This window comes from Mesorhizobium sp. M7D.F.Ca.US.004.01.2.1 (assembly GCF_003997785.1).
In the GTDB taxonomy this organism is placed as follows: domain Bacteria; phylum Pseudomonadota; class Alphaproteobacteria; order Rhizobiales; family Rhizobiaceae; genus Mesorhizobium; species Mesorhizobium loti.
The window spans coordinates 1-13,516 of the sequence record NZ_RZRQ01000160.1 but is presented as its reverse complement, the minus strand read 5'-3'; the positions used below and the strand labels follow the sequence as shown (position 1 = coordinate 13,516).

At 64.1% G+C, this 13,516-nt stretch carries 11 protein-coding genes; 2 read left to right on the top strand and 9 right to left on the bottom strand.

From position 1 onward, the window contains the following. Window positions 1–740 (top strand): LysR substrate-binding domain-containing protein (locus EN993_RS20855; protein ID WP_127264685.1); only part of this gene is annotated, 740 nt, incomplete at its 5' end. A 50-nt stretch (window positions 741–790) separates the two neighbouring features. Here the strand turns inward: EN993_RS20855 and EN993_RS20850 are convergent. From EN993_RS20850 to EN993_RS20840, 3 genes are read right to left on the bottom strand one after another with little or no spacing between them, the layout of a single operon-like run. Continuing rightward, window positions 791–1,942, bottom strand: coding sequence for an efflux RND transporter periplasmic adaptor subunit (locus EN993_RS20850; RefSeq protein WP_127264684.1), 1,152 nt, complete (start codon window positions 1,940–1,942; stop codon window positions 791–793). 15 nt (window positions 1,943–1,957) lie between these two features. Next, window positions 1,958–5,134: a multidrug efflux RND transporter permease subunit gene (locus EN993_RS20845; RefSeq protein ID WP_127264683.1), complete on the bottom strand. Its 3,177-nt coding sequence runs from the start codon at window positions 5,132–5,134 to the stop codon at window positions 1,958–1,960. Next, window positions 5,128–5,382 carry a hypothetical protein gene (locus tag EN993_RS20840; RefSeq protein ID WP_109662041.1) on the bottom strand — a complete coding sequence of 85 codons (255 nt, stop codon included), beginning with the start codon at window positions 5,380–5,382 and terminating at the stop codon, window positions 5,128–5,130. The genes EN993_RS20845 and EN993_RS20840 overlap by 7 nt, the downstream gene beginning before the upstream one ends. Before the next feature lie 244 nt (window positions 5,383–5,626). On the opposite strand from EN993_RS20840, the gene EN993_RS20835 reads away from it, so the two are divergent. Next, window positions 5,627–6,217 carry a TetR/AcrR family transcriptional regulator gene (locus EN993_RS20835; RefSeq protein WP_127264682.1) on the top strand — a complete coding sequence of 197 codons (591 nt, stop codon included), beginning with the start codon at window positions 5,627–5,629 and terminating at the stop codon, window positions 6,215–6,217. A gap of 331 nt (window positions 6,218–6,548) precedes the next feature. Here EN993_RS20835 and EN993_RS20830 read toward each other — a convergent pair whose 3' ends face one another. The 6 genes from EN993_RS20830 to EN993_RS20805 all read right to left on the bottom strand — a co-directional run bounded on the left by EN993_RS20830 (window position 6,549) and on the right by EN993_RS20805 (window position 13,355). Beyond that, window positions 6,549–7,571, bottom strand: coding sequence for a LacI family DNA-binding transcriptional regulator (locus EN993_RS20830; protein ID WP_127264681.1), 1,023 nt, complete (start codon window positions 7,569–7,571; stop codon window positions 6,549–6,551). Window positions 7,572–7,711: 140 nt separating this feature from the next. Then, a complete protein-coding gene (locus EN993_RS20825) occupies window positions 7,712–8,503 on the bottom strand; it encodes an ATP-binding cassette domain-containing protein (RefSeq protein WP_109662045.1) in 792 nt (263 codons plus the stop codon). A 3-nt stretch (window positions 8,504–8,506) separates the two neighbouring features. Then, window positions 8,507–9,493, bottom strand: coding sequence for an ABC transporter permease (locus tag EN993_RS20820; protein ID WP_109662047.1), 987 nt, complete (start codon window positions 9,491–9,493; stop codon window positions 8,507–8,509). 120 nt (window positions 9,494–9,613) lie between these two features. Continuing rightward, window positions 9,614–10,549, bottom strand: coding sequence for a substrate-binding domain-containing protein (locus EN993_RS20815; protein WP_109662050.1), 936 nt, complete (start codon window positions 10,547–10,549; stop codon window positions 9,614–9,616). A 236-nt stretch (window positions 10,550–10,785) separates the two neighbouring features. Continuing rightward, entirely contained in the window at window positions 10,786–11,820 is a 1,035-nt protein-coding gene (locus EN993_RS20810; protein WP_127264680.1) for an ABC transporter permease, read from the bottom strand. Further along, window positions 11,817–13,355, bottom strand: a complete 1,539-nt coding sequence (locus EN993_RS20805) for a sugar ABC transporter ATP-binding protein (protein WP_127264679.1) — start codon at window positions 13,353–13,355, stop codon at window positions 11,817–11,819. Before EN993_RS20805 ends, EN993_RS20810 begins: the two co-directional genes overlap by 4 nt. Window positions 13,356–13,516: the final 161 nt, after the last annotated feature.

The window sequence follows — 13,516 nt, the reverse complement described above, 5'->3', positions numbered from 1 at the left end:
GCGGCAACCGCATCGCGCTGACCGACGCCGGCCACGCCATCTATCCGCAGACGGCGAAGGCTTTGGGCGACATCGCGGCGATCGGCCGGCGCATGCTGGAGGGCGGCTTGCGGACAGGTCTGGTCGTCAGCGTGCCGTTCTCGCTGGCCGAACTGTGGCTGGCGCCGAGGCTGGCGGTACTTCTCGATGCCTTTCCGCAGATGGCGATCGACGTTCGGGTCGAGGACGATCCGGTCGACCTGATGCGCCAGAACATCGACCTGCGCATCAGCTATGGCGACTATCACTATCCCGGATTGAAACTCGTTCGTCTCGTTCATGACGACGTCCTGCCGGTCTGCGCGCCGGACTTCTGGCACCGGCACGGCGATGGCGATCCCAGTCTGGCAGATCTGCACGAGAGCCAGTTCATCCACACCAATTGGGGACCGAACTATGCCTCGCATCCGACCTGGGCGGATTGGTTCGCGGCCTCCGGCGGCAGCCGCTCACCCGACCCGTCGCACGGGCGGCGCGTCGGCCTGTCCAGCCTGGCGATTGCCTCGGCGAGGCTGGGGCTGGGCATCGCCCTTGGTCAGCGGGTCATGGCACGCGCCGATCTGGAGGCCGGGCGGCTGATCGCGCTGTCCTCCGTCTCGGTCCGCCTCGGGCATCCCTACTGCGCGTTCATGCCGCCGGCAAAGGCCGACCGCGCCGATGTCGCCGGCCTGGTCAAGCTGCTCACGAAAACGGCGCCCTGACCTGTGGAAAGGTCGGGGCGCCGCGCTGAAGCCGGTCCTGACGGGGGTGTTCAGGTGGCCGGCTTTTCCGGCATCGGCGATACAGGCGCTCCGGGTCCGATCTTCTGCAGATTGCCCGTGATCACCTGATCGCCCTCGGCGACGCCGCTCAGGATGGCGACCTGATCGCCGCTCGTCGGGCCGAGCGAGACCAGCCGCTGATCGACCGTGTTGCCCTTGCCGACGACGTAGAGATATTTACCGAGCTGGCTCGAGCCCAGCGCCGTTTGCGGCACCATCAGCGCGTCGGCCTGCTGCCTCACATGCAGCCGGACCCGAACATACTGGCCCGGCAGCAGCGTGAACTTGCCGTTGCCGATCGTCGCGCGTGCCGTGATCGTGCCGGTCGAGCGGTCGACCGAATTGTCGATGAAGGTGAGTTCGCCCTTCTGGCTGGCCTCGGCCTGGCCGGGAAGCAGCACCTCGACCTCGATCGGGCCGTTCGCACGGGCCTGCTCGATCTCGGCCAGATCCGTCTCGCTCGGATTGAAGGTGACGTAGATCGGATCGAGCTGCACCAGCGTGTTAAGCACGGTGCCGGCGACGCTGACCAGCGTTCCGACCGAGGCCTGGTTGCGGCCCAGGCGTCCGCCGAACGGCGCCCGGATTTCGGCATAGCTCAAATTGAGCTCTGCCGTGCGGACCGCCGCCTGGTTGAGCGCCAGCGATGCCTGTGCCTCGCGCAAGGTACTGGTGCGCTGGTCGAAGCCGTCCTTGGCAAGGTAGCCGCTCTTGGCAAGCTCGGTGCCGCGGCCAAGGTTCGAGCGGGCATAGTCGAGCGTCGCCGTGTCGCGCTGCACCTGGGCTTTGGCCTGGTCAAGAGCCGCCTGGAAGTCGTCAGGTGAGATCTTGTAGAGGAGATCGCCCTGCCGGACATCGACACCGTCAGCAGCGGTCTGCTGCTGCAGGTAGCCTGGAATCCTGGCCTGCAAGGTGATGTTGCGGATCGGCTCCGTCCGCGCGGCGTAGTCGAGGTAGATCGGGATCGTCTTCTTGACGACACTGACCACCGGCACTGGCATGACGAACGCCGCTGGAGCAGGCGCCGCGCCTGCCGTGCCGGCATTGAGGCTGAGATTGCCCATGTCGAGCAGATGGACGCTGGCCACCGAGATCGCTCCCAGCGCGACAGCTGTTCCCAACGCGATTTTCCATTTACGCATGATAAGTCTCCAATCCTATTCGGCCGCTTCCGCAAGGGGAGGGAAGGCGGGTTCGGCAGTTGGTTCATTGTCTTGAGAGGCGGGCTCGTCATGGCCGCGGCGTTCGCGCAGCTGTTCGATGACCGCGTAGAAGACCGGCACGAACACCAGCGACAGGATGGTCGCCGCGACCATGCCGCCGAACACGGTGGTGCCGATCGACTGACGGCTGGCGGCACCGGCGCCGGTCGCAAACATGAGCGGCAGCACGCCGAGGATGAAGGCGAAAGCCGTCATCAGGATCGGCCGCAGCCGCAGACGTGCCGCTTCCATCGCCGCGTCAACGATGCTGAGGCCTTCCTCGCGCCGTCGCCGGGCGAATTCGACGATCAGGATCGCATTCTTCGCCGCCAGGCCGATCAGCATGACGAAGCCGATCTGCGAGTAGACGTCGATCTGCATGCCGCGCAGCAACAAAGCCACGAAGGCGCCGAACAAGGCCAGTGGCACCGCCAGCAGCACCATGAACGGCATCGCCCAGCTCTCATACTGCATCGCCAGGATCAGGAAGACGAAGACGATGGCGAGGCCGAAGACGACCGACGCGATCGAGCCTGCCTTGAGCTCCTGGAAGGTGATGCCGGTCCATTCAAAACCGAAATCCCTGGGCAGTGCGGTGGCGGCCGCCCGTTCCATCGCGGCAACCGCCTGGCCCGAGGAGAAGCCGGGTGCGGCACCGCCATTGATCGAGGCCGAGGCGTTGTTGTTGTAATGCGGCACGGTTTCCGGGCCGACGAAGGGTACGAGTTTGCCCAGAGTGCTGAGCGGCACCATGCCGCCGGAGGCATTGCGCACATAGAGCCGCGAAATGTCGGCTGCACCCGCGCGTGCATCCTTGTCGGCCTGAATGGTCACCCGGAAGGTGCGGCCAAACAGGTTGAAGTCGTTCACGTAAAGCGAGCCGAGATAGATCTGCAGCGTGTTGAAGACGTCAGGCAGGTTGAGGCCGAGCAGTTTCGCCTTGCTGCGGTCGAGGTCGTAGTTGAACTGCGGCGTCGAGGTCGAGAACGGCGAGAACAGCTGCTGCGGATTGATCTCAGGCTGCTTGCGCGCCTCGGCGATCACGGCTTGCGTGGCGTCGTTGAGGGCTGAACTGCCGCGACCGGTGAGATCCTCGACGACGAATTCGAAGCCGCCCGTGGTGCCGATACCAGGGATCGACGGCGGATCGAAGCTCAGCGCAAAGGCTTCCGGGATCTGCATCAGCTTGCCGCGCACGTCGGCGACGAGCTTGGAGGCACTCTGGTCGGGACCGCGCTCCTCCCAGGGTTTCAGGATGGCGAATTCGACAGCCGAATTCGACTGCGCGGCACTGGTCAGGAAATTCAGGCCGCTGATCGAACCGACAATGTCGACGCCGGGTGTCGCCTGCAGGATGTCGCGCGCCTTTTGCGCCACCGCGTCGGTGCGTTCCAGCGACGCGCCGTCGGGCAATTGGATGACGACGAAGAAATAGCCCTGGTCCTCGACCGGAAGGAAGGTCGAGGGCAGCCGCTGCCAGACGAAATAGGTGGCGACAAGTCCGGCCGCGAACAGGCCGAGCATGATCCAGCGCAAGCGGATGAGGATGCGCACGCCGTTAGCATAGGCGTGTGACAGCCTGTCGAAGCCGGTGTTGAACCAGCGGAACAGCACGAACTGCGTTGGCTGGCGATGCCGCAAGAAGGCGGCACTGAGCGCCGGGCTCAGCGTCAGTGAGTTGAAGGCAGAGATGCCGACTGAGATCGCCACCGTCAACGCGAACTGGTTGTAGAGCTTGCCGGAGACGCCGGGAATGAAAGCAACCGGCACGAACACAGCCATCAGCACGGCGGTGGTGGCGATGATCGGACCGGTGACCTCGGCCATAGCGGCCTTGGTCGCCGCAAGCGGCTTGAGCCCGGCCTCCAGCTGTCGTTCGACATTCTCGACCACGACGATGGCGTCGTCGACGACGAGGCCGATCGCCAGCACCATGCCGAGCAAAGAGAGCATGTTGAGCGAGAAACCGAGCATCTCCATGACCACCAGCGTCGCCACCAGCGACACCGGAATGGCGATGGTCGGGATGATCGTCGTGCGCCAGCTCTGCAGGAAGAGGAACACCACGGCGACGACCAGCACCAGCGCTTCGCCGAGCGTGATCAGCACGTCATGCATCGAGGCCGAGACGAAGCGGGTCGTGTCGTAGTGCATCGCATAGGAGACGCCCTTAGGGAACCGGCCCGAAAGCTCCTGCATCTTGTCCTTGACGCGCTGCTGAAGATCGAGCGCGTTGGAGCCGGGCATTTGATAGACGGCAAGCACCACGGTCGGATCCTTGCCGAAGAAGGCCGACGACGAATATTGCAGTGCGCCGAGCTCGATGCGGGCGACGTCGCGCAGCCTGACCAGCGAACCGGTGTCCGTGTTGGCGCGCACGACGATGTCGCCGAACTCCTTAGGGTCACTGAGGCGGCCGACGGCATTGACCTGCATCTCGAAGGCGGTGCCGGCCGGCGCCGGCGACTGGCCGATCTTGCCGGCCGCCACCTGGACGTTCTGCTCGGCGATGGCGTTTTGCACGTCGACGGCGGTGATGCCGAGGTTGGCGAGCTTGTCGGGATCGAGCCAGACGCGCATCGAATAGCGCCGCTCGCCGAAGATCTGCACGTCGCCGACGCCGGGCAACCGCTTCAGCGGATCGACCACCTGCAGATAGGCAAGGTTGCTCAGCGCCACCGGATCGACCGAACTGTCCGGCGAAGTCAGGTTGACGATGAGGACGAAATTCGGGTTCTGCTTCTTGATCGTCACGCCGCCCTGGTTGACGATCGCCGGCAGCGACGAGGCGGCCTGCGAGACGCGGTTCTGCACGTCGACGGCGGCGGTGCTCAGCGAATAACCGACATCGAAGGTGATGGTGATGGTCGAGGAGCCATCATTCGAGCTCGTCGACGACATGTAGGTCATGCCTTGCACGCCGTTGATCTGCTGCTCGAGCGGGGTCGTCACCGTGTCGGCCACCACTTGCGCGCTGGCGCCCGGATAGTGGGCGCTGACCACGACCTGCGGCGGTGTGATGTCGGGAAACTGCGAGACGGGCAGCAGGAAATAACAAATCGTCCCGGCGAGCACCATGATGATGGCGATCGCCGAGGCGAAGATCGGACGGTGGATGAAAAAGTTTACCACGACACGCAAGCCTCCCCGGCTGCTCTTGCCCGCCCGAAGGCGCTGGCAACCCTGGACAGCCCTTGACCGCGCCCGTCGCCGGGCTCGTCCAGCGAACGCAGCAACGGCACCTCATGGCGTTGCGCATCGGCAAGCGAGCGCAGCATCTTTTCAAAGGCGCGCGGGTCGACGCCATCTGCTTTCATGACCAGCCGGATCATCGGATCCCGGACGGCTTCATCTATGGTAAGATCGCGGCGCTGTGGCATTGGCCGGCTCCTTGTCTGTCGATTCGCAGCCCATGCTCACGAACCGTTTTTCATCTCTTCACCGGCCGAGGCCGCATGAACCGCAGTTTTTCGCCCATTCCGATCTGGCAGGACCAGTTCACGGCCTTGTTATTGACGGGAGGCGACATAGGTGTTACCAGTAAGTAACATTTGCATAGTTACAGACCGGTAACACCCTAGTCAAGAGGTGGCCGTGGTTTTTAGGAAACGAAAGGAGATCATGATGACAGACGGCGTCGTGGAGCGCTCACGTCCCCGGGATCGAATTCTGGAGACGGCGCGTGACATGTTCCACAAGCACGGCATCAAGGGCGTCGGCGTCGACGCCATCACCGAGGCTGCCGGCACGAACAAGATGACGCTCTATCGTCACTTCGAATCCAAGGACGAGCTGATCGTCGAATGCCTGCGCGCCAATGCGGCCAAGGCTGGCGCCATGTGGGATGCATTCGAGGCCGAATTTCCTGGTGACAAGCTTGCGCAGTTGCACGCCTGGGTTCGCAAGGCGGCTGCCATGCTCAATGCTGACGGCCGTGGCTGTGACATGGCCAATGCCGCCGCTGAGCTGACCGAGCCCGACCATCCGGCCAGGCTGGTGATCAGGGAGCTCAAGGAAGTCCAGCGCCAGCGCCTTGTGACGCTATGTCGAGATGCCGGCATTGGTCAGGCCGAACTGCTCGCCGATACGCTGTCGCTGCTGTTCGAGGGCGCGCATGTCAGTGTGCAGACCGTGGGTGCCGAAGGTCCGAGCACGCAGTTCGTGCGCATGGCCGAAGGGTTGATCGTTTCCTTCCGGGGTACCGCCGCCGGTTGAAATCCGCCGCGACTGTTGGCGATTTGCCGATCTGCGACCGAGGGATGCCTAACGCCCCTTGGCGCAGGGCGGCACCGGAATTTCCGACGCTGAACGAAAAAAGCCCGCTGCCGGGAGGAGGTGGCAGCGGGCTCGATTTCGAATGTGGCGCGGGAGGAGGTGCACCCCATTCAGCGCCGGCATCGCATCTGGGAGGAGTAGATGGCCGACAACCAGAAACTACGAATTGCCCAATGATTCGGCAACAATGAATTGTGCATAGCTGCTGTGCAGATTTGCCGTATCAATTATCCTACAAATCCGGAAACAGACTTTGCCAGGCCACTCCGCCTTACTGCACCGGGACGTTTTCCCTGAAGATCAAACGAGGCTCGATGAACTTTCGCGTCAGATAGGGCGCCGAGGAGGCAATCGAGCCGAGCAGGCGAATGACCGACTGTTCCGCGATCAGCCTGGCATTCTGGTCGATGACGACATCGAGCAGGTCGTCGACGAGGTGTCCCCGCGTGTCCTTCGTCAGGTCGTGGCAGATGAACACCGGCTTGCGGTTCGGCCTGGCTTCCCGGATCGCCTTTGCAACGCCCGAGTGTCCGGCTCCGACGCAATAGATGCCGAGCAGCTCCGGCTGGTTGTGCAGCGCCTTCATGGTCTCGGTGTAGCTGACGTCAGGTTCGTCGTTGATGTCGACGGCGCTGCTGACCGTCAGATTGGGGAATTCTTCATTGAGAACGGAGCGGAAACCCATTTCGCGTTCCTCGTGGCCGCGATAGGAGCGTGAGCCGACGACCATTGCCAGATGGCCCGTGCGGCCGCCAAGGAAGCGTCCCATCAACAGCGCCGCCGTTCGTCCCGCGACCCGGTTGTCGATGCCGACATAGGCCGAGCGCGGTGCCGCCGGAACGTCGGACACCAGCGTCACCAGGCGCATGCCGGCGTCGACGATGTCGCGCAGGATGTTGCGCGTGCGAGGATGGTCGACGGCGATGACACCGACGCCATTGGCCCTGAGCGAGAGGTTTTCGACGGCTGTCTGCAGCGCGCTCGGCGAGATTCCGGCGAGGTTGTGGATCCGGCACGAGGCGACGAGCGGCAGGCGCGCGGCATAATCCTCGATATGCCCGGCGAGATCGCGCATGAAAGCATTGCTGCCGATCGGCAGCAGGAATTCGAGATGGGCGGGCCGCGAGGGCAGCGTCACCTGATCGGCGACCGGCAGATAGCCGACCTGTTTGGCCGCCTCCAAGACGCGCTGCCGGTTGGCGGCACTCGCACCTGGCCGGTTGTTGAGCACCCTGTCGACCGTTGCGGTCGACAGCCCGCAATTGCGAGCGATATCGGAGACGGTGGCTTTCATGCCGCAACCCACAGCCCGCAGCTGCGAGCGATATCCGAGACGGTGGCTTTCATGCCGCGACCCTATGCGCCGATGCGATGCTGCGCCAGACGAGCGATGCGTTTTGAGGTGACGGATGATTGCCACCCATCACCCGATAGTCAGTGCGATGGCTTGCCATCGGCGATGGCATCGCGGATTTCCTTGTCCGACATGCCGGTGATGATCCGTTCGACCTCCGCCACGCTGGTTTTCTTCGGGTCGATGTCGTCGGCGACCACCTTGCCCCGGCGCATGACGACGATGCGGTCGACCACCTGGAAGACATGGTGGATGTTATGGGCGATGAAAATGCAGGAGTGGCCGGAATCGCGGGCGCTGCGCACGAAACTCAGCACGCCCTGCGTCTCGGCGACGCCGAGATTGTTGGTCGGCTCGTCCAAGATGATCAGGTCGCTGTCGAAATGCATGGCGCGCGCGATCGCCACTGCCTGGCGCTCGCCGCCTGACAGCGAGCCGATTGGCGTCGTCGGCGGGATATTCTTCGAGATGCCGACCTGCTTGAGCAGGTCGCGGGCGACATTGTTCATCGCGTCCTGGTCCATCCGGTTGAGGAAGCGCGGTGGCTTGATCGGTTCGCGCCCGAGGAACAGATTGCGGGCGATCGACAGTTGCGTGACCAGTGCCGAGTCCTGGTAGATCGTCTCGATGCCGTGGGCGATGGCGTCGCTGGTGCTGCGCAGGCTCACCTTCTTGCCGCGGATGAAGATGTCGCCGCTGGTCAGCGGAACAGCGCCCGAAAGCACCTTGATCAGCGTCGACTTGCCGGCGCCATTGTCGCCGAGCAGGCCGACGATCTCCTGTTCATTGACGTGGAAATTGGCATCCTCCAGCGCCTGCACGCGGCCATAGGACTTGCGGATGTTCTGCATGCGGATCAGCGGCTCGGCCATGGTTCAAGTCCCCGCCTGATGCCGGCGTTCCAGCCATGAATGCAGCGCCATCATGCCAAGGATGATCGCGCCGATGAAGATGTTGTAGGCAAGGCCGGGCACGCCGATCAGCACGATGCCGTTGCGCATGACGCGCAGGATCAGGATGCCGAGCACGGTGCCGATGATCGTGCCGCGCCCGCCGGTAAGTGCTGTACCGCCGATCACCACCATGGCGATGACTTCGAGCTCATAGCCGGTGCCGCTGTTGGGGTTGGCTGCCGACGTGCGCAGCGAGGAGATGACGCCGGCGAGCGAGGCCATGACCGACGACAGCACGAACAGACCGATCTTGACGCCGCTGACATTGACGCCGCGCGCGCGCGCAGCACTGGGGTTGCCTCCGGCCGCCTGGATCCAGTTGCCGGTGCGGCTTTGCGTCAGCACATAGCCGAGCGCGATCGCCGCGGCGATGAACCAGAACAGCGACATGTAGATGCGGAACGGCCCGATGAAGAAGTCGCCGACCAGTATGTTGGCGAGCCAGCTGCCCTCGGCGCTCCAGGTGCGCTGCGGAAAACCGTCGGTGACGAAAAGGGCGGTGCCGCGCACCACCAGCAGCATGCCGAGCGTCACCAGGAAGGACGGGATCTTGAGCTGCGTCACGAACCAGCCGTTGACCAGCCCGATGAGGGCGGCAACCAGCAGCGCGGCGACAAAGCCGACCTCAAGCGAAGTGAGGCCGCTGTTGAACAGCGTCCACATCAGCACCGGCGAGAAACCGAACAGCGAACCGACGGACAGGTCGAATTCGCCCGACGTCATCAACAGCGTCATCGCCAGCGCGATCAGGCCGAGCTCGACCGTGAAGGCCAGCGTGTTGGAGATGTTCTGCGGCGACAGGAAGTCGTGATTGAAGCTCCAGAAGACGGCGATCTCGACGACGAGCAGTACGAAGGGGCCGAACTCGGGCCGCGCGATCAGGCGTTGGATGAGGGAATGGTTTTCCACTGATAACCCGCGACATGATGGGGATTGGCTGACACCTGCACATAGGCGTGCGAAAGGCTCGGCGAATGGAGAAGCCAGTCGCGACCGCCAGGGCGATCGCGACTGCTTGGGTTTGGGATCTTACTTGCCGGACAGGATCTTGTCGTAGACCGCGGCCGTGTCCTTTTCGTAGAGCGCGCCGGTGATCACGTTGAAGCCCGGGGGAATGCCGCTGGCCGCCATGTTGGCCAGCGAAAGCGCGACATAGCTGGTCGCCTGCGGGTCCTGCCACTGGCCGGCATTGACATAGCCGTTCAGCACTTCCTGGGTGGTGTCGAGCGAGTTGCCCCAACCGACGACCGGAATTTCGCCCGGCTTGACGCCGACCTGGTCGAACACCCGCTTGATCGAGCCGGTGACGAGGTCGCCGAGGCCGATGATCGCCTTGACCTTGGCCTTGTTGGCGGTGAGGTAGTCGACCATGCGGTTGATCACTTCGGCCTGGTCGAGCGTCGCTTCGGTGATTTCATAGGTGATGCCGAGCGGACCGAAGACGCTCTTGATGCCTTCCTCTTCCTGGACGCCATAGGTGGCGCCGGGGATCTCGACCGGCATCCAGACGAAGTCGCCCTTCTTCACCAGGCCCTTGTCGACCAGATACTGCGCCCAGTGCTTGCCGAAGGTGACGTTGTCGCCGCCGACATAGGCGTTGAAATTGGCTTTCGGGTCAGGCGTGTTGAAGTTGATGATCGGAATGTTGGCCGCACGCGCTTCCTTGACGATCTCGACAAGGCTGCCCGGATCGGGGCTCGTGGTGACGATGCCATCGGCCTTGGCGGAGAGGGCGGCGCGAACCGCCTCCTGTTGCGAGGCCACATCGCCATTGTGGAACGAGGTGTTGACGGTGTTGCCGGTGTCCTTGGCCCATTGCTTGGCGCCGGCCAGGAAGTAGGTCCAGACCGGGTCGGCCGGGCCGCCATGCGAAATCCAGTAGAACGTCTTGGCCTGTGCCGCTGCTGGTATCACCATCAGCGCCACCAACAGGCCGTATAGAACGAGTCTTAGCCGTGTCAGCATTTGATTTCCTCCCGTTTGTAGATGGTCAGTTCCGAATCCGTCCCTTGTGTTCCGGCGACCGCCGGATTGCGTCTTTTGCCAGCGCCGGTTGAATGCGTCAGAGCATTCCCTTTTTCGGCGGATGGCAAGCCTCCATCTGCAGATGTAGTTGTCGTCTGACGAGGCGCCATCAATGCTCCCATCAGATTGCATCAGTTCAGGTGATTTTCCGACTGTCGGATAATTGGTGTCGAGGCTCAGCCGAGCAGATTGTCTTCACCGTGTCCGGCGCGCCGGTTGCGCCAGAGATTGACCAGCCTGTCGATCGCGAGGGCAAGCACAATCAGGGCACCGGTGGCGAAGGCGGCCCAGATGGCATCCACGCCAAGCAAGGTCATGGCGCTCAGTATTGCCTGCAGGACCAGCATGCCGATCACGGCACCGATGACGCTGCCGTTGCCGCCCGAAAGCGATGTGCCGCCAATGATGGCCGCCGTGATCGCCAGCAGTGCGAAAGTGCCGCCGTCGCCGGGGGCAATGGCGCCCTGGGCGCCGAGATGGATCACGCCGGCAAGCCCAGCCATCGCACCCATCAGCACCAGCGTCAGCACCCTGACCTTGTCTGTTGGAATGCCGGCATAGGCGGCAGCCCGCGGATTGCTGCCCACGGCCTGGACCCGGTAGCCGAAGCGGGTGCGGTGAAGCACGACATGCATTGCCATCGCCAGCACGACAAAGACGATGCCTGTCACCGGCACAATGACAAACGCCTTACCCGACAGCGTGGCCAAGACACTCCCATCCGCGCCCGGCGGCGCGATTGTCTGTCCCTTGCCGACGACCAGTGACAGGCCCTGGATCATCCACCACGTGCCGAGCGTCACCAGCAGAGCTGGCAGGCGCAGCGCGATCACCAGAAGGCCGTTGATCAGGCCGAGCCCGGCGCCGGCCGCGATACCCGCCAGGGCGGCGAGCCAGGGGTTCATTCCGGCAACCACGAGCAGGGCTGTGAAGGTTGCCGTGAGATGGAACACCGCACCGGCCGAGAGGTCGATCTCGCGCATGGTGAGCACGAACACCATGCCGATCGCCAGCAGGCCGGGCAGGGCGGCTTGCTCCAGCAGTGACGACAGATTGGCTGCATCGACGGAGGAAGGCTGGAGCCAGCCGAGCAGCCCGAGCATGGCGGCGAGCCCGACGGCGGCACCGGTCTCAGCCGGTAGCCGAATGCGGCGCCCCGGCCTACGGTTCGCCGATCCGGCCAAAGGCGGTGCGGTATCGGTTCTGGTCATGCAACGCTCTCCAGCTTGATCTGTCGGCCTTCGCCCTCTGCCGCGCCCGCCGCGATCAGCTGCAGCAGCCTCCCGCCATCCATGTCGGGGCCGGCGATCTCGCCCGCGAGCCGGCCCTGGTGGAAGGCAAGGATGCGATCGCTCAAGCCGGTCAGCTCGGACAACTCCCTCGAATGCAGCAGCACGATGCAGCCGCTGGCCGCCATCTGCCGGATCAACGCGTAGATTTCCTGCTTGCTACCGATATCGATGCCGCGCGCCGGCTCATCGAGCAGCACCACTTGCGGGCCGATTTCCAGCCATTTGGCGATGATCACTTTCTGCTGGCCGCCGGCCGACAGCGAGCCCGCCGGCGTCTCCGGAGCGGACCTGATGCGCAGCGCCTCGATCTGCCGCGCGGCGCGCGCGACCGCCATCACGGGTGAATACCAGCGCGACCCCCAGTCGCGTGAGCCGACGACGACGTTCGCCAGGTTGAAGGCGATGGACTTGTCTTGCATCAGCCCGTTGCCGCGCTCGCCTGAAATCATGCAGATGCTGCGCCGCGCCGCTTCCGTGCGGGTCTTCGGTAGTCCGTCCCCGTCCGGGAAGCGCACTCTGCCCACGCGCGCCTTTTGCTGTCCGAACAAGAGGGCAAGCAGGTCCGACACGCCGGAGCCGGCAAGCCCGGCAAGGCCGACGATCTCGCCCGCGCGCGCCGTGAAACTGACCTCGTTCAGCTTGCCGCCGCCAAGCCCCGAAACCGCGAGCTGCGGCCGCAGCGTGCCGGCAAGCGTCGGCATGGCCTTGAGCGGCAGCGGAAACAACGACTGGCGCAACTGGCCGATCATCGCTTCCTCCGATGTCGTCAGCTCCTGCCGCGCCTTTGATAGCACGTCGCGGCCGCTACGGATGACCGTCAGTTGGTCGGCAATGGCCAGCGCATCCTCCAGCCGGTTCGAGGCGTAGAGCATGCTCATGCCCTTGGCCTTCAGCCCTCGCAGCACCGCGAACAGCCGATCTGTCCCGCGCCGGTCGAGCGCCGAATGAGGATCGTCGAGGATGAGCAGTCTCGGGTTTTCCAGAAGCGCGCGGGCGATCGCGATCAGTTGCCGCTCACCTGGCCCGAGATCGCCGAGCGGGGCGCGAACATCGACGGCGAGGCCAAGCTGGCGAAGCAGGTCACGGCTGCGCGCCTCCATTTCGCGCCGCGAGATCAGTCCATTGTGCAGCGGTTCGCGATTGACGAACAGATTGGCGAGCACCGGGCGCTCCGGAAACAGCCCGGGCTGCTGCAGGACGACGCCGATGCCGAGCTTTCGCGCCGCATTGGGGCTGCTGATCGTCGCCTTCTTGCCGTCAAACTCGATGGTGCCGCTATCCGGCCGGACGATGCCTGCCAGCACCTTGATCAGCGTCGATTTGCCGGCGCCGCTTTCGCCGACCACCGCGTGGATCGAGCCGCGCTCGACCGCAAGGTTCATGTCTTCGAGCACGACCGTGCCGCCAAAGCGCCTGGCAACGTTGCGCACCAACAGTATCGGCGAATCGGACATACGGACGGCCCCCCGACCGCGCCGCGATCTTGGAGCGGATTGCGTCCTTAGTCACCCGGATTCCGCATAAAATTGTGTTGATGGCGATCCGGGGCGAAAGCCGGCTTAGATCAGATCGGCCTTCGCCAGCTCCCGCATCAGATGGCTGGCGCCGTAGGTCC